We start from the raw sequence: 15915 nt of genomic DNA, 5'->3' as shown, positions 1-15915 counted from the left end.
GTCTCTACACATAGTTGGGCACTATAGACAAGACGATCATGCCTTGCCCTGCCAAACGGTGAATTTTCCGAGCACTGAAATCCAACCAAATAACCGGACTCAACATTACATCCCAGTGGCTTTCATTCCAACCTCAGAATGCAAATAGCCGTTATTCGCTTGTCAGAAAATCCGGCCTATTGCAATTATCGCCGACGAAACCCGCGCCGGGCCGGATGCCTTTTCACTTACTGCACCACCGGCTGTGCCGGTTCCCTGGGCACGTCGTATATTGCCGACAATTTACGGCGGAATTCGTCGGTAATCAATTGCGCATCCACCCGGCTGTTGACCACCCGCGGGGTGATCATCACCACCAGTTCTTTTTTGTCTTTGTTGCGCGTGGTAGCGCCGAACAGCGGTCCCAGCAGCGGAATCTCGTGCAACAACGGCACGCCGGACTTGTTATAGGTGTTGTCTTCTTTAATCAAGCCCCCCAATACCAAAGTTTCCCCGCTTTGTACCGCCACCTGGGTTTGAATTTCGCGTTTTTGGATGGTGGGAGAATCGATGCTTTCGCTGGTATCGGTTTTTACCGCCTGATCGACGCTTTGCAACACATCCATCAGCACCAAGCCGCCGGCGTTAACCCTTGGCCGCACTTGCAAATTGACCCCGGTATCTATCATTTGTATCGAGCTGGTCTGCACGATGCCGTTTGTGGTCGTGGTGCTGCTGGTATTACTGGTCACGGAAGAACGAATCGGCACCGAGTCGCCGACCCGTATCGACGCTTCCTGGTTATTCAATACCATCAGCGACGGCGACGAAATCACGTTGACGTTGTTTTTACTGGCGGCGGCGTTCAACACCGCCTTGATGTCGCCGGTATTGCTGGCGAAAGCGTAGGAAAACCCGCTAGTCGCTGCAGCGGTACCGATGTCGCTCAAACTGATGCCGCCGCTGTCTTTACCGGGCGAACCGCCGGAAACTTCGTTGATGCCGCCGTTCTGGTGACTGAAAAACCACTCGATACCGTATTGCAAGTCGTTGTTCAGCGTGACTTCGACGATGGTCGCGTCGATCAACACTTGCAACGGCAGTACGTCCAACTGTTTGATGACTTTTTCGATTTTGGCGTACTCTTGCGAACCGGCCACAATAATTAAAGCATTGTTGGTTTCGTCCGGAATAATCCGCACGTTGGCCATTTCCGGATTGAGGTTGTTGAAACCGGTACCGCCCAGGGTATTCACGTTGGAACCGGCGATTGTGCTGCCGCCGAACCCGCTGTTGTTGCGCTCGTTGTTGCGGTCCGCCAAGGCCCGGTTGTCCGTGCCCGACGTCGTGCGAGCCGAGGAACTGCCGGTGCCGCTACCGGAACTGCCGATAGTGGAACCGGAACTTGCGCTCGAACCGGAGCCGGAGCTGCTGAATCCGGAACTGCCGCTACGATTGCTGGCCGATGTGGAACGCCGCCCGGAGGCGATGGATGCCGAGTTGGAACCGCGAACACCGCCGGTACCGAAGATGTTGCCCAAGGTATTGGCCAAATCCACCGCGTTGACGTGCTGCGCGCGATAGACGTTAACGCCGTTATTGGCGTCGTTATTGGTGCGGTCCAGGCGGTACACCCAGGTTTCGATGTCGCGCAAGTATTTGGGGTTGTGGGTAATCGCCAAAATCGCGTTCAGCCTTTCGATTTCGAAAAACCGGAAAAAACCGTTGCCGCCGGCATTATTTGCCGCGGGTTTGTCGCCTTCCGCCGCGATGCCCTGCCGCCCGAAGATTTGATCCAGTTCTTCGATGATTTTGGTCGCGTCGACGTGGGCCGGAGTAAACAACGCAAACGAGCGGCCTTTCAGCATGTCGATATCGAAGGTTTGCACCACGTCCAAAATTCTGTCCAATTCGTTGGCGGAACCGGACACCACCAGGATGTTACGGTTCGGATCGGCAACCACCAGCGATTTTTCCGGCAACAACGGTTTCAATATATCGGCAATTTCATTGGCCGATACGTTGCGGACCGGAATGACCCGCGTCTGGTAACCGGACGGCAAACGCGAACTGCCCAGGGTTTTGAAAGAACTGCTGAACACCGCTTCGTTGGTGGGCTTAATCAAATAAATGCCGTTTTGGTCTACCAACGCCGCGTTGTTCAAGCTGAGTATCATCTCCAGCGTCGGGATCAAGTCCTGCTTGCTGAGCATTTGCGTGGTTTGCAGCGTGACCTTGCCGGTCACTTGCGGGCTGAGCGTATAATTTTTGCCCAAAATATCGCTCAAAATCACTTTCGCGACTTCGCCAAGATCGGCATCGTCGAAATTCAGGCTGTACTCGCCTTTTCCGCCGCTAAGTTTAGGGGCGAATGCCGAAGACCCCGAGCCTATGCTGGCTTCCTCGTTCGGAAACACTTCAACCTTGGTCACTTTTTGCTCGACTTTCGGCTGCTCCGGCGCGGGATCGTCCGGCAACGGCGTTACCACGGGCAACGGCATTTTTTGGTGCAACTGCGGGCCGAGAAATTCACAGCCCGTCATCGTCAGCGCTAACGCCAACAACGGCGTTATTCGACTTGTGTTACGTTTCATCGTCTTTGTTCTCGGGGGGTGGGGTTCGTGCCGGAACCGGCGGTTTCCCTGGCGCAGGGGCCGGCGCATTTTTCTTGGGCGGTTGTGCGGCGGGCAATTGCGGACGCGGTTTTCTGAGCATCAGCGATTTTTGCTGCTCGTTCTGCTGCAATATCACCCGGTCGGATTGGATGTTTTGCAACTGCCAACCGGAAATCGCTTGGTTTTCGTACAATTTGACAAATTTTTTGGCCTCGTTCTGCTTACGAAACAAGGCGTATTTACGTATTTTGGTTTGATAAATGCCGATCAACTGCCAGTCGTCGATTTCGCCGGTTTCGGCCGCCTGCGGCGCGTCCTGCGGATCGGGTTCCGGCGGCAACGGTTTGCGGCCCTCTAAAAACAGCGGACGCTCGATGACTGCCAAGTAATTTTCCGCGCTACGTTGAGGTAACTTCAATGCCGGCAATTCGCTGGTATCGTATTCGCTAGCCAGTTTACGGTTGAGCATGGCCACCAGGTCTTCTTGAGCCATCACTCCCAAGCGCCATTCTACCGCCAATACCACGCTCAGCAAGCCGCAAGCCGACAACTGCCATTTCAGTAATCTGCTGTTCACGATCCCGGGCTCCGCATGAAACTGACCACCTGAAAACTGACATTCAGCTGCTCGCTGGCTTCGACTTTATTGGTTTTGCGGTTACGGGTGCCGCGTACCGGGTTGATGTCCAACTGATCGACCACCAACACCGGAATTTCGGATTCGATTCGCAACAACACGTTGACCAAGGCCTCCATGGTCGCGGTCATCCGCACCTTGACCGCGACCCGGAAAAAACCGTCGGACAATTTGCCCGGCAAGCCCTGAGTGCTGGTCAGCTGGCCGCCGGCTTCCGACACCGCGGTCTTGACGATGTTTTGCAGCTCGGCGGAGGCCAAAGCCTCGGTGTTGCTGGTGCTGAAATAGCCTTGAGCGGTAAAGGCCTGTTTGATGGCCTTTAAATTTTCCGCCACGCCGGCCTCGCGGCCGGCGATGGTCTGCTGCCGGTGCAAGCGGAACATCAAATCGTTTTTTTCGTCGTTGTACGCGATGCCGGCCGACAACACCGGAACAATGATTGCGAACACTAACACCGCCACCACAGTCAGCAACAAGCCCACCGCCAACCAGCGCTGAAACCGCACTTTACTCATCGGCCGTCTCCGCATTGTCGAGGCCGACGGCCGAATCCGGCTTGAGCTCAGCCTCGCCCGCATCCTCCGCGTCGGGACTCGCACCGTCCGCCGCCGGCATGGCGACGTCCATGCTGATCTGGAACCGTTCACGGCCGGTGTTCTTGTCCTGGGTCAACGGCGATACGAAGCTGACATTGTTGAAATAGGCCGAGTCTTCCAGCAAGCCGATCAGAGTCGAGGCGGCAGGCGATTGCCCCTGAATTTGCAAATGATTGTCGGCGAAATTCAGGTGGGTGAGCCAGGTATCGTCGTTCAGTAAGCGGCTCAACTCGTCCAACACGCTCAGCAACGCCGGAGACCGGCGTTTGATGTCGATTAATTTTTGGGTTTCCGCATGCAAGGCGTCGATTTCGGTTTGTTGCGCATCGACCGCACGGTTTTGCTTTTCCAATTGTTTGACTTTTTCCTTCAAAGTATCGACCGCCTGCGCTTGCAGCCATACCGGCCAGATCAACACGGCCAGAGACAACAACAAGATCGCGGCCCACGCCAGCCAATGTACGGATTGACTCAACGCGCTGGGGTGTTGCCGATACTGCTCGGGTAACAGATTGAAGCCGGCGCAAGCCTCGCCGTATTCTTCCACGGCGGCTTGATATTCCACTTTGTGCGGACGTAAACCGAACAAATCCAGTTGCCTAAGCGGTTCGTCCAAGTTGGCTTTCGGTATCGCCACCAGCAATACCTGAATCTGACCGAATTCGGTCTTACCCAAAGGCATGGCGGAAAAATATACCTGATCGGCGCTAAACGGCGTGTAACGGTCCAGTTCGAAACCGACCACTTGTTGCAGGTTTTCCTGGGCGGCCAGCGGCAAATAAACCGTTTTAGCCAGAGCTTGCCCACTGGCCAATCGAAACACCAATTCGGCCTTGTCCAAAGCCGGGTATTGGCTTTTGAATGCTTGAAACGCCTCCGGCGCCGCGAATTCGAAACGCTGTCTGACCAGCGAAACGCCGTCTTCGTCAGCGTAATCCAGTTCGAATCCGTTCGCCGCCGACCGCAACAGCACGCTGCCGTAGCGGTCGCTCAAGCGGCGGCGCAAAGACTTGGGCACCAAGAATGCCAGCTCGCGCGCCCACCACCGGAAAAACCCTTTCAGGTCGATTTCAATCGCTGTATCTAAATTCATCTTGAACGTTAATTACCGCGTAATCCATTGCCTCGTCGAACAACGATTGACCTTGAAGATTCGCCCTCCAATCGAGCACCGCAAAAGCGCTCTCGCCGTCGTCTATATCTTGGGTTTGCGCAACCGTTTCCAGTGCCGCCGAAGCCCGGTCGGGCAACAGCGCTTCGGCAATAATAGTATAAGTTTGGTTCTCGCCTAAAGGCGCGGCCTCGGCTTCGTCCCCGTCCTCTTCTTCGTCGAGCCGATTTTCCAGGGCTTGATCGCGAATATTCTGCTGCTTTAAACCGCTAGCCAAAATATCCAGCAATTCCGGAGCCGCGTTGCGCACGTCGAGTTCCGCGGCGCCGGAATACACCGTGAGGTAAGGACGCATACGCTCGAATAGAGCCGGATGCATGCCCAGTACCAGTTGCAGTTCTTCCAGGGTTTGAAACGCGGTATTGCTCGGCCCGTAGGACCGGCCGGCCAAGCGATATTGACGCCGCTCGGCCCCTTGCATCCGCGTTTCGTCGTCCGCGTCGCGCCAATCCAATATAGCGTTCAGCAAGCGTTGTTGCTCGAAACCGTCGTTACCTATCGCCCATTGCAACAAGGCTGACAATTGAGCCTCGCCGGCGGTATTGATATCGACTTTGCCGCTTTCGGCGAAAATTCTAATCCTGATCGCCTCGTCGCCGCGCAGAATTTGATAAACACTCCCGTTCGCCAGCCAACGCCGGCGGGCGTCGGGTTGCTGCAGATGAAACTCGGCCAGGATTATACCGCTTTCCGCCAGAGCCAACGCTCTGGCATTAGCTTGAATCGCATTGCTGACGCTGCTTTCCCGCCGCATGGTCATCGCAAAACTGCCGGCCATCAAGGTCAGCAAGGTCAAAATCCAAATCACGATCACCAAAGCCAAACCGGATTGCCGCCGATAACGCCCCGGCAGCAGATCGGCTCTCGGCGCCCGTAGCGCCACTGTCCTTTTATTCGTCGCCATCGTCCGCATCGGCGCCGTCATTCTCGTCGTTATCCGTATCGTCGTCCGCCACTTCGTCCGGATTGGCGGCTTGGGTAATTTTCAAGGCAAAAATCATGTCCGGCCAATAGCTGCCGTCTTGCAACAAAATCGATACTTTAATCAGCTTGGGCAAGCGGTCGGCCGCATCCCATTTATCCCGCCAGACGCGTTCGGCGACGTCTTCGGTTTGGCCGAAATAGGCGAATTTGAAATCCGCGACCCCGTCCAGCAACACTTCCGGCGGTTCCGGCGGCGGTAATTCGTCGCTGTCCCGGTAGGGAGTCAGCGTGACCAGCAGCGCCCCCGGCCGCTGCGGATCGGCAAAAATATCGAAGATTTGCAAACCTTTACGCGCGGAACTGGCCGGCAGTGCCCCTACGAAACGCATGCGTTGCGGCAAGCCAAGAAAGGCATGGTCGGTTTCCGATGCAAAAGCATCATTGTTTTCCGGCGCTTGCACCGGCCTGACCGCGGTTAAATGCCGTTTGAAAAACTGGTAGACCACGGCTTTTTGATTGACCTGCTCGATACGCCGCTCGCCGGCCGACCAGCTTTGCGCGGCGATGCGTAAACTGCCGAACAGCAATACCACGATGACGCCCAACAAGGTCATCGCAATCAACACTTCAATTAAGGTAAAACCGCGGCTGCCCGGTGTCCTCACAGCGGCGCCTGCTCCCTGAACAACTTCAGATTATCCAATTCCAGCCAGCGTTGCCGCAACGCGTCCTCTCCCCAATTGACCCGCACGTTGACCGCCAGCAATTCCAACCCCGGCGGCGTTTCCTGCTGCTGCGATTTGAACCGGGCCTGATTGACCGGCGGACCGGCGACCCGGGTAATCCGAATGCGCCAATAAAACCGGTTGCCTTCGACGCCGTTGGTTTCGCCTACTTGCAACGGGGTTTCCACGCCGGTTCTGGCCATCAGGGATTCGGCGATTTGCGTCGCCAGCATGTACTCTTCCGATACGACCGCCGCGTTGACCCCGGAGCCGAAAATACGCAACACGATGGTCAAGGCAATCGCCATCACCGCGAACGCGACCAGAATTTCCAGCAAGGAAAAGCCTTTATGCCGCCGCATGCCACACAGGCCAAACCGACAAGTTGACCGCGCCGGTAATCCAATTGACGTCGATTTGCCGGCTTAGCTTGCCCGACTCCAATACGATACGCCCGCCGGTCGACGAGCCGTCGCCGAAAAACAAAATCGCGCCTTCTTGGCCTTCACGGAACTGGTCTTCGGCGACGGTCAGCGAAATTTCTATTCCTTCGTCCAACCAATAGATTTTGCCGGCATTGCCGATGCGGTAACTGTTGTTTTCCAGGTTGACCGCGACGGCGACCGGCCGCCGGGTCATCAAAGCCAGACCGTGAGCGTAACGCAAAGCGGAAGCAATATCCCTGGCCGCAGCCTGCAAGCGGGTGTTTTGCCCGCCGTTGTTGATATTACTGGCAACCACGCCGAAACCGACTACCATCACGAACAACACGATAATCAGCTCCAGCAAGGTAAAACCCCGCTCGGATTTAACGGCCGAACGTAGCGGCACGGCGGCTTATTCCCAGCTGTTGATGTCCTGGTCTTCGCCTTCGCCGCCCTCTTTTTCGTCGGCACCGTAGCTAAACAAGTCGAAACTGCCGTGCTGGCCGGGGTAAACGTAGTGATAGTCGTTCAACCAGGGATCTTGCGGCACTTTTTCTTTACGCAGATACGGGCCGTTCCAGCGTTTGGCGTCGGTCGGTTTTTCGATTAAAGCGTCCAGACCTTGTTGCTGGCTGGGATAGCGGCCCACGTCCAATTTATACATATCCAGTGCCGACGCCAAATCCTCGATCTGCACCTTGGCGGCCTTGGTTTTGGACGCGCCCATGTGTTTCATGACCTGCGGCCCAACGATACCCGCCAGCACAGCAAGGATGCCCAACACCACTAACATTTCCAGCAGGGTGAAACCGAACGAACGGCGCGGATGGTATTGCGGGGTAAACCTGTTTTTCATGTAATTCCTCCTGATTATGGTTATACGGCAAGATCGTTGACGCTCAAAATAGCCAACAATATCGATACGATGATGCCGGCTATCATTAGCCCCAAGGATATGATCAACGCCGGTTCCAACAGAGCCAGCATGCGCTGAATGGTCGTCTTCAGTTGCTTATCGTAAATCACGGCTACGCGCATCAACATTTCTTCGAGCCGGCCGGTTTCCTCGCCCATTTTAATCATTTGCACCGCCAATTTGGGAAACAGCGCTTGTTTACCCAAGGCTTCGGACATGGTGCGGCCTTGTTTCAGCTGCTCTTCGGCTACTGCCAGCAAATCCGCCAACACGCCGTTGGTCACGGTCTCCCGCACGATGCCCAGGGATTTCAAGATAGACACGCCGTTGCCGAGCAAGGTACCGAAGGTCCGGCTGAAATTGGCGGTTTCCATGCAGATGACAATATCGCCGAACAAGGGCATGCGTAAAAAGCGCCCGTCCCACTGTTTGCGGCTAACGGGATCGGTCAATTGCGCTTTGGCGAATTGCACGCCGGCCGCTGCCAGCAAGGCCAACAGCCACCAATAGCCCTGTAAAAACTCGGCCAAGCCCACCACGATCTGGGTCGGTATCGGCAAAGCCTGGCCGGCGCTGTCGAACATTTCCTTGAATTGCGGTACTACGAAAGTCAGCATCACGAACAAGGACACCAAGGACATCAGCAACAAAATGGCGGGATAAATCAAGGCGGTGCTGACCGTATCTTTCAGTTCCTGGCTGCGCTCCAGATAGTCGCCCAAACGCTGCAGCACCCCGCCTAAATTGCCGCCCATTTCCCCGGCCCGTATCATATTCAAGTAAAACTTGGAGAACACGCCGGTCTGGCTTTCCAAAGCGTCGGCCAAGGCCTTGCCGGCTTTGACTTTTTCCAATACGTCGGCCACCAGTTTGTTCAGTTTGGGGTTTTCTTCGGTCAATTGCAGCAAGATGGTCAGCGAGCGGTCCAGCGGCAAGCCGGACTCCAGCAAGGTTGCCAGCTCGCCGGTCAGCATGCCTATTTCCTTGTGTTTCAACCGCAACGCCGAGGATTTCAGCCGAAATCCGAGAAAGGTTCGGTCTTTAGCCGGTACTATCCGTATCGGTATCAAGCCCTGCCGCTGCAATTCCAACAGCAAGGCTTGCTCGTCCCGGGCGTCGCGCACGCCTTCTTCGCTCAACCCTTGGTTGTTAACGGCTTTATAAGAAAATAACGGCATTCCGGTAGTGTATCGTTTGCGGGTTTAAGGTGCGGAAGGGATTAACCGGATTTTACATGCAGCGCGCCCGTTAGCGGGAGAATTTCGCCGCCGCCCGGCAAAGGCCTGAATCCAAGCCATAAAAAATCCGGATCGAGTCCGGATTTTTTATGGCTATGCCGGCCCGCAACCATCCGCGCGCCGGCACACAAAGCGGGATATCACTCTCTGTCGCGCACCAACAAGACCGCACCGCGCAACGGCGAATCAACCGCCGCGGTTTTCGGGCTGGCCCCGTCGCTGCCGTCGCTGAAGCGCACGCCCCAGGCTTGTCCGCCGTCGTTCGCCACCGTGGTGGAAGACCAATAAAACAGCGAAGCAAACGCCGGAAACGCTTCCAGATTGATGGCCGGGTTGGAGCATTGCACTTCCACTAAACTGCGGAGTTCTTTCAAGTTGGGCAAGCGCCAGTTGGTTTTGCCGACGAAGCCGCCGGCGTCGTTCAAGGTTTTAACCTTTGTTAATGCTTCTTCCCAGGTAAAAGTTTCGGCACTGTCGGTTTGGCAAGCGTCGCCGCTTTGTCCTTCGCTGCAGCGTTTCCACATCAAACCGGTTTTCATGTCGGTCAGGGTTCCGTCACCGTGTTCGGTGAATCGCTCGTTGGGGAAAGAGGCGCTAATCGAGTCCGTTTTGCACGTTTGAGCCTGCACGTTCAAGGCCAATCCCAAGGACAGGCATAACAGGCTGTTACTAAGCTTTGACATAATTTTGTTTACTCCAAATTTGAAATTGAATCGACCTTGGGCGCTTGAAACCACTTCTGAACCTTCAGCAGACTATGAAAGTATTCCATTGCCGCAGCTATCGTATAACGACTAAGCTTAAGCGGCAATCACCCCGGCCGGTCTCGTGGTAGTCAAAAAATAAGCTGACTTAAGGCCGCGACTGAAAATTTCCGGCCGAATTTAGTGAGCACCGCGCACCAGACGCACCCGTCCGGGGAACAACTTGGCACCAGCCGCGACGTAGCCTTGGCCGAAATCCACCGACCATGCGTAATCGCCGCTTGGCGCATAAGGATTATTCGACCAGTACATCCCGCCGACGCTGTTGGCAAAAAAACCGCCGTCTATCGCCGGTTTTTTGCCGTCCAATGCCGCCAACCCGGCCAATTCTTCGACATTGGGCATGCGCCAATCTTCGAATCCGCACAAGGCTTGAGCATTGACCGCTTGTACATAGGCTTGGGTATCGCAAGTCGAACCGTCGCAGGCACCGCCGTCGGCCTTACCGGCAAAACCGGCGTTGTTGCCGGTATCGGTTTGATACCAGGTATAGGTGTTGTCTTTGTCGTGCAAGCCGCTTTCGGTTTTGTTTTCCCAAACCAACCCGGTCACCTCGTCGCGCACGCAAGCCCATTGGCTGCCTGCCGCTTCGCTGCCGGCTGCATCCCAGGCGGCGTTTTGCGTGGCCAACGCTTGGCCGTTGCCACCCAATTTAGTGAAGCTGAAACCGGCGTAACCGTCGGTATTGCTATTGCTCAACACATCGGCGCCGTATTCGGCATCCTGGCCGGGGAAACCGGCTTGCGGGCAGTCCAAACCGTTGTCGGTGGCGTTAGCGCATGTCACGACCCCGGTATCGTTGAGTTTCACTTGCGCGACCTCATCCACTGTGTCGGTCACGTTTAAATCGATTCTGGCCACTTTAGAGACTTTTTTACCGTCTCTAACCCGGAAGGTAAAAAAATCCGCGCCTTGGTAATCGGCTTTTTTAGGCGTATAGGTGACCGTATCGCCGTCCAAAACAATTTTGCCTTTTTTGGGCTTGCGGACTATGCGAAAAGTCAAGGGATCGCCCTCGACGTCGCTGCCGTGCAAATCGAAACTATAAGCAGCCCCCATCAGCACATTTTGCGAGGCGGCTGTGGCCACTGGACGGTCGTTGACCGCCTTTACGGTCAAACTTACCGTAGCCGCCGCCGAATCCGTCGTACCGTCGTTGGCCAGGTATTGAAAGCTGTCGCTGCCGTTATAGTTCGCTTGCGGGGTATATTTGGCGACTTTACCGTTCAAGCTTACCGTGCCGTGCTGCGGATTTTGGCTGATGCTGTAGGTCAGCTTGTCTTTATCCGCGTCGCTCGCTTTCAATACGATGCGCGCGGTTTTATCTTCCCTCAAGGTTTTGCTTCTGTCCAAAGCCACCGGCGCTTCATTGGCATAACCGGACAGTGGGGCCGTCAGCAACAGCGTCAGCAAACCCAGCGGTACGCCGGCGGTTTTAATTCGCCGCTCAACAACAGCAACGCAAGAGCCGGTTTTCGACTCCGCATTTTTCGGTCTATCAAAAAGTGTGTTCATGCTCGTCAGTTCAAAATAAGTTGTGGATTTTCGCCGCCCTTCCCGCAGGAAAGGCTGACAGCCGGTTGTATCCATCCCGCCGGGCCTAAGCCCTGCGGGCGCGGATTAATGTCGCCGCCGACCAGGTGCGTTGACATGAGATTGGGTTTGCGAAGCAGCCGCTGTTTCCCCGCCGGGTCTTTCTAACCACATCAGTGGCCGGCATTGCGCATGCCTGACCGATTGCCGTTAGCGCACCAGACAAACGCTCGATGACCCGGTTTTGCCAGTCTATCCATGGCCATGGCAATCGCGTTCGGAATTGTAGGAAGCGTAAACGTCGGTTCCGTGAAGGCTGCGTTAAGGTTGCGTGAATTGCATTACATTGCGCTGACAAACAATCCACCCTGCGTTATGCCGGGGCGAATGCGGACCAACGCGACCGGCCGGCGTTTCGAATAAGCGCAAGCGCCAAAGTTTTGGCCTATCGAGAATTCCGGCGATAATGCCCGGTTGGAGCGGCCGGCTGACTTCGCAAACATGTCCGATAGACTAAGACGACGATGCGTTCGCAATACCCCAGCCCGATTAGCCCCGTTCCCGGCGAAAGCAACAAAACCCGAAGCCGATAAGACTTGGAATTAGCCCGATACTGATCGAATCGCATGCTCAAAATACGCACCTGGAAACGGGAACTGGCGGCACTGTTGGCCGGAACCTGGATGACCTTTAGCTTTGCCCCCTATGATTTTTACTATTTGCCGCTATTGTCGTTAGCGGTGTATTACCGTTGCTGCCGCACACTCCGGCCCGGCAGCGCCGCCTGGCTGGGATTTGTATACGGTTTGGGCTATTTCGGCAGCGGGCTTTGGTGGTCTTACATCAGCATCCACGATTTCGGCGGCGCACCCGCCGGCGTAGGCGTGTTGTTGACGACCTTGGTCGTAGCGACCTGGTCGCTGTTTCCGGCGCTTAACGCCTTCATTTGCGCCCGCCTGTTCAAACTGCCGGGGGCCTATTTTCAAATCTTGGCCGGAGCGCTGACCTGGGCGGCGAGCGAATATTTACGCGGAACTTGGGCTTTCAACGGTTTTCCGTGGCTGCTGTCCGGTTATAGCCAACTCGAAAGCCCTTTGGCCGGCTACGCGCCGCTAACCGGCGTGTTCGGTCTAGGTTTTTTGCTAAGCGTCTCGGCGATTTCGCTGGAAAAGGCGGCGCGCCGCGAACTACCGGCGATTTCCGCAATCGTCCTGCTCGGCTTAATCTGGAGCGGCGGTTGGGCTTTGCGCGGTATAGAGTGGACACAGGCGATAGGCGGCCCGATCCGGGTAGCGTTAATCCAGGGCAACGTCTCCCAGGATCAAAAATGGCAAGCCGATCAACGCACCCGCACACTCAATCTATATCGGCAAGCAACCGAACAACTCTGGGGTAAGACGGATGTCGTCGTTTGGCCGGAAACGGCGGTACCGGCCTTTTTGCACGAAGTGGAAGCCGATTTTCTGCTGCCTCTACATAATGCCGCCCGCGAACACGGCACGGACATCGTGTTGGGCTTGCCGACTCAGGACGGCAGCAAACGCTATTACAACAGCATCCTGACCCTGGGCAACACCGCCGCGCTGTACCACAAGATCCATTTATTGCCGTTCGGCGAATACCTGCCCTTACAACCCTTGTCCGGCTGGTTGCTATTACAAATGGATATTCCGCTCGGCGATTTCGCCGCCGGCAGCGAAAACCAAGCCTTGCTCCGGGCCGGCGGCTTTCCGTTTGTTGCGACCATCTGCTACGAAGACACGTTCGGCGAGTTGGTCGGCCGCCAAATCGAAGCCGCCGCTTATTTGCTCAACGTCACCAACGATGCCTGGTTCGGCGATAGCGAGCAACCGCACCAACACATGCAGATGGCGCAAATGCGGGCGCTGGAATACGGCCGCTATTTGCTGCGCGCCACCAATACCGGTTTGACCGGCATCGTAGCACCGAACGGCACACTGATCGCACAAGCGCCGATGTTCAGTCCCACAGTGGTCAGCGGGGAAATTTTGCCCATGGGCGGCTTGACTCCTTATGCCCGTTTGGGCGATAAGCGCTTGTTTGCGGGGTTGCTACTATTGACGCTCGCGGCATACGCGGCTGCAGCGCGTTTATCCGCCAAGCGGCGGCGCGATTAAGCATTGAAGGCGTTCGCGAATGTAAGCAATCGCTGACATCGAATCCTGCATAATGCATTAGACTTGAACTTATTGAAAAGCAAACGCTAAACCGATGGCCGACAACATGTTTCCCGCCGATGTGAATGCCAATGCAATAGCCGCTTGGCTCAGCGAATTAGGCGGCCTGCCGCAAGTACAGGCCGCTCATCAACTGCACCATGCCTTAAAGGAATTGAAATCGGCGCCTATCGCTCCCGAGCAGTTGCTGCAAACTTTGCAGCAACTCAGTCCGCTCACCCTGCATTTTTGTCACAACTTGCCGGCTGCCGCCCTTGCCGAACCGCTGCAAAACGGCAAAGCCCTCAAATTGGCCAAGTTAATCCTGCAGTTGCCCAAACAAATGAGTTTATTGCTCTGTCAACTGATAGAGAGCAAATCGCTAAGCGCTGCCACTAGCGGTCAGGCGGTTTATTACGCACTGCAAATGATAGGACACGCACTGCGCTGCCATGCGTTGTGCCGAGAAACGCCGTCCACGACCTTGTGGAAAAAAACCGCCTTTCTTTATCGTCACAGCGTTGCCGACCCGGTGTTCAAGCAGATTCAAACCAGCAAGATTCCGGAATTTAAACCGCAAAGCACGATAGAGTCGGTGCTGAAACGCAACCTGCTGTTCAGTTTATTTACTCATCAAGCACTCTGCGCCGAGGAAACCGAAGCGGCGTTCGGGTTAGCCGGCCAGTTGGCCGAGCTGTTGCAGATCAGCCCGCAACGGCAAAACGACACGATTTTTTATTGGGAAGTGGACAAAATTTATGCGCCTATGCTGCTCCCGCACCCGCGCAAACCGGTATCCTTCAGTGCGGTGTTTTTAGAGGTACAACGCCTGGGACAGGAGTTGCAACTCGGCACCATGCACACTCGCTTGAGTACGGCCAGCCTGAACCGGTTGGCGCTAGCCTTTACCGGCCACCGCAAAGTATTTAACGCCATCGTGCCCGGCCCGCCGCTGCCTTCGAGACTGATAGGCGGTTTCGCCGACATCTGCAACTTCGTGCAAGAATTGAACAAGCTATTGCGCATCATGGACTTAAGTGCACAATTGCGAAACGACGACGCCCGAAGCTACGGATATTCGCTGGTACCGTTGGAACACCAACGCAGCACCTTCGCCATGCCGCCCAACTTATTGCAAAAACAGCAGGGTGGCCGGCAAGTCAACGTGATGAAAACCACTTCCGGCGCATACCTCATTGCCGAAAACCGCAACCTGGATTTTCGCACCGGCGATTTAGGCCTGCTATACCGCGAACAGCACCCGTTGACGCTATCCATCATCCGCCAACAAGTCGACAATCAAAACGCCTGTCAACTGCTGTTGGAACCCATTCCGGGCACCTGCACCTGTTACCCTATCGCCGGAAACGGCCACGCCTTGTTAATCGGCGAACAAGGCCCCAACCCGCAAGTATTTTTGCACGGCGGCAAATACGCGGTCGGCGACGAAATTCAATTCAGCTTGGGTCCCAAAATCCGCCTGACCGCCTGCCTGGAATCTACCCCGTACTACAGCCGGTTCAACTGCCAATTTCCTGCCCCGGGCTAATCGGGCCGTCTGCGCCGCCGGCGAAAAAGACAATATCCCGGACCAACTCGGGAGCTTTTCCCAAGGCTGCCGCATCCCGGCAACCGATAATATCGGCTCTCATCAACACGGAGCCATCATGCAAGCATTGTTCGCGTTTTTAAGCCTTATCGCCATCGGTTTTTCGGCACACGCCCACGGCCCTACTCCGCAAAAAGCCAAGCAATCGGTCACCATAGCGGCGTCTGCCGACAAGGTCTGGCAAACCGTCAAACAGTTCGACGCGATAGCCTCCTGGCACCCCGGCGTCAAAAGCAGCGAAGGCGACGGCAGCAACCAATCCGGCGGCAAGCGCACCTTGGTGTTCGTCAACGGCGGGAGTATCGTCGAGGAGCTGGATTATTACAACGAAGCCGAACGCGAATACAGCTACCGGCTGAAAACGGAAAATCCGGCCGCTTTTCCGACCAGCTCCCACAGCGTGGAGCTCAAAGTCGCCGCGGGAGAAGCCCCCAACACCAGCGTAGTCACGTTGAAAAGCCGCTTTTATCGCGGCGACACCGGCAACACCCCGCCGGATAACCTGAACGATGCCGCGGCAGTACAAGCCATGACCGAATTTTTCGAGCAGGGATTAAACGGCTTGAAAAGCCGGGTCGAATCTAAACAATAACCTAACCCCAGGGG

15 protein-coding genes are annotated in these 15915 nt (G+C 55.8%); 3 read left to right on the top strand and 12 right to left on the bottom strand.

The genetic code is table 11. From position 1 onward, the window contains the following. Positions 1-227: 227 nt before the first annotated feature. The 12 genes from gspD to AB0A83_RS07560 form a co-directional block, all read right to left on the bottom strand. Positions 228-2573 carry a type II secretion system secretin GspD gene (gspD, locus tag AB0A83_RS07615; protein WP_367155918.1) on the bottom strand — a complete coding sequence of 782 codons (2346 nt, stop codon included), beginning with the start codon at positions 2571-2573 and terminating at the stop codon, positions 228-230. Beyond that, a complete protein-coding gene (locus tag AB0A83_RS07610) occupies positions 2563-3171 on the bottom strand; it encodes a hypothetical protein (protein ID WP_367155917.1) in 609 nt (202 codons plus the stop codon). Before AB0A83_RS07610 ends, gspD begins: the two co-directional genes overlap by 11 nt. Beyond that, the gene (gene gspM / locus AB0A83_RS07605; protein WP_150047692.1) at positions 3168-3746 is read right to left on the bottom strand and encodes a type II secretion system protein GspM; all 579 of its coding nucleotides are present in this window, start codon (positions 3744-3746) and stop codon (positions 3168-3170) included. Before gspM ends, AB0A83_RS07610 begins: the two co-directional genes overlap by 4 nt. After that, positions 3739-4920, bottom strand: a complete 1182-nt coding sequence (locus AB0A83_RS07600) for a PilN domain-containing protein (RefSeq protein WP_367155916.1) — start codon at positions 4918-4920, stop codon at positions 3739-3741. Before AB0A83_RS07600 ends, gspM begins: the two co-directional genes overlap by 8 nt. Beyond that, on the bottom strand, positions 4898-5902 hold the full coding sequence (locus AB0A83_RS07595) for a general secretion pathway protein GspK (protein ID WP_367155915.1): 1005 nt from the start codon (positions 5900-5902) through the stop codon (positions 4898-4900). The genes AB0A83_RS07600 and AB0A83_RS07595 overlap by 23 nt, the downstream gene beginning before the upstream one ends. Further along, entirely contained in the window at positions 5889-6587 is a 699-nt protein-coding gene (locus AB0A83_RS07590) for a prepilin-type N-terminal cleavage/methylation domain-containing protein (RefSeq protein ID WP_150047689.1), read from the bottom strand. The genes AB0A83_RS07595 and AB0A83_RS07590 overlap by 14 nt, the downstream gene beginning before the upstream one ends. Next, positions 6584-7009 carry a prepilin-type N-terminal cleavage/methylation domain-containing protein gene (locus AB0A83_RS07585; protein ID WP_150047688.1) on the bottom strand — a complete coding sequence of 142 codons (426 nt, stop codon included), beginning with the start codon at positions 7007-7009 and terminating at the stop codon, positions 6584-6586. The genes AB0A83_RS07590 and AB0A83_RS07585 overlap by 4 nt, the downstream gene beginning before the upstream one ends. After that, the gene (locus AB0A83_RS07580; RefSeq protein WP_150047687.1) at positions 6996-7478 is read right to left on the bottom strand and encodes a GspH/FimT family pseudopilin; all 483 of its coding nucleotides are present in this window, start codon (positions 7476-7478) and stop codon (positions 6996-6998) included. The genes AB0A83_RS07585 and AB0A83_RS07580 overlap by 14 nt, the downstream gene beginning before the upstream one ends. A gap of 6 nt (positions 7479-7484) precedes the next feature. Beyond that, a complete protein-coding gene (gene gspG, locus AB0A83_RS07575; RefSeq protein WP_367155914.1) occupies positions 7485-7928 on the bottom strand; it encodes a type II secretion system major pseudopilin GspG in 444 nt (147 codons plus the stop codon). A gap of 20 nt (positions 7929-7948) precedes the next feature. Continuing rightward, positions 7949-9166: a type II secretion system F family protein gene (locus tag AB0A83_RS07570; RefSeq protein ID WP_150047685.1), complete on the bottom strand. Its 1218-nt coding sequence runs from the start codon at positions 9164-9166 to the stop codon at positions 7949-7951. A gap of 200 nt (positions 9167-9366) precedes the next feature. After that, positions 9367-9909: a DUF1566 domain-containing protein gene (locus tag AB0A83_RS07565; protein ID WP_150047684.1), complete on the bottom strand. Its 543-nt coding sequence runs from the start codon at positions 9907-9909 to the stop codon at positions 9367-9369. Positions 9910-10110: 201 nt separating this feature from the next. After that, positions 10111-11505, bottom strand: a complete 1395-nt coding sequence (locus AB0A83_RS07560; RefSeq protein ID WP_190303274.1) for an Ig-like domain-containing protein — start codon at positions 11503-11505, stop codon at positions 10111-10113. A 644-nt stretch (positions 11506-12149) separates the two neighbouring features. On the opposite strand from AB0A83_RS07560, the gene lnt reads away from it, so the two are divergent. The 3 genes from lnt to AB0A83_RS07545 all read left to right on the top strand — a co-directional run bounded on the left by lnt (position 12150) and on the right by AB0A83_RS07545 (position 15901). Further along, the gene (gene lnt, locus AB0A83_RS07555; protein WP_367155913.1) at positions 12150-13661 is read left to right on the top strand and encodes an apolipoprotein N-acyltransferase; all 1512 of its coding nucleotides are present in this window, start codon (positions 12150-12152) and stop codon (positions 13659-13661) included. Between the two features lie 94 nt (positions 13662-13755). Further along, entirely contained in the window at positions 13756-15249 is a 1494-nt protein-coding gene (locus AB0A83_RS07550) for a hypothetical protein (RefSeq protein ID WP_367155912.1), read from the top strand. Positions 15250-15367: 118 nt separating this feature from the next. Continuing rightward, complete coding sequence (locus AB0A83_RS07545; protein ID WP_367155911.1) at positions 15368-15901, top strand: SRPBCC family protein; 534 nt, start codon at positions 15368-15370, stop codon at positions 15899-15901. Positions 15902-15915 lie beyond the last annotated feature (14 nt).

The organism is Methylomonas sp. HYX-M1, from assembly GCF_040741385.1.
Taxonomy (GTDB): Bacteria; Pseudomonadota; Gammaproteobacteria; order Methylococcales; family Methylomonadaceae; genus Methylomonas; species Methylomonas rhizoryzae.
The sequence above is the reverse complement of the archived record's forward strand: the minus strand, read 5'-3'. Positions and strand labels throughout refer to the sequence as shown.

Coding starts and splice junctions, on each gene's coding strand:
- AB0A83_RS07565 (WP_150047684.1), bottom strand. CDS start 9,909: ATGTCAAAGCTTAGTAACAGCCTGTTATGCCTGTCCTTGGGATTGGCC.
- lnt (WP_367155913.1), top strand. CDS start 12,150: ATGCTCAAAATACGCACCTGGAAACGGGAACTGGCGGCACTGTTGGCC.
- AB0A83_RS07585 (WP_150047688.1), bottom strand. CDS start 7,009: ATGCGGCGGCATAAAGGCTTTTCCTTGCTGGAAATTCTGGTCGCGTTC.
- AB0A83_RS07570 (WP_150047685.1), bottom strand. CDS start 9,166: ATGCCGTTATTTTCTTATAAAGCCGTTAACAACCAAGGGTTGAGCGAA.
- AB0A83_RS07600 (WP_367155916.1), bottom strand. CDS start 4,920: ATGAATTTAGATACAGCGATTGAAATCGACCTGAAAGGGTTTTTCCGG.
- gspM (WP_150047692.1), bottom strand. CDS start 3,746: ATGAGTAAAGTGCGGTTTCAGCGCTGGTTGGCGGTGGGCTTGTTGCTG.
- AB0A83_RS07595 (WP_367155915.1), bottom strand. CDS start 5,902: ATGGCGACGAATAAAAGGACAGTGGCGCTACGGGCGCCGAGAGCCGAT.
- AB0A83_RS07545 (WP_367155911.1), top strand. CDS start 15,368: ATGCAAGCATTGTTCGCGTTTTTAAGCCTTATCGCCATCGGTTTTTCG.
- gspD (WP_367155918.1), bottom strand. CDS start 2,573: ATGAAACGTAACACAAGTCGAATAACGCCGTTGTTGGCGTTAGCGCTG.
- AB0A83_RS07550 (WP_367155912.1), top strand. CDS start 13,756: ATGGCCGACAACATGTTTCCCGCCGATGTGAATGCCAATGCAATAGCC.
- gspG (WP_367155914.1), bottom strand. CDS start 7,928: ATGAAAAACAGGTTTACCCCGCAATACCATCCGCGCCGTTCGTTCGGT.
- AB0A83_RS07560 (WP_190303274.1), bottom strand. CDS start 11,505: ATGAACACACTTTTTGATAGACCGAAAAATGCGGAGTCGAAAACCGGC.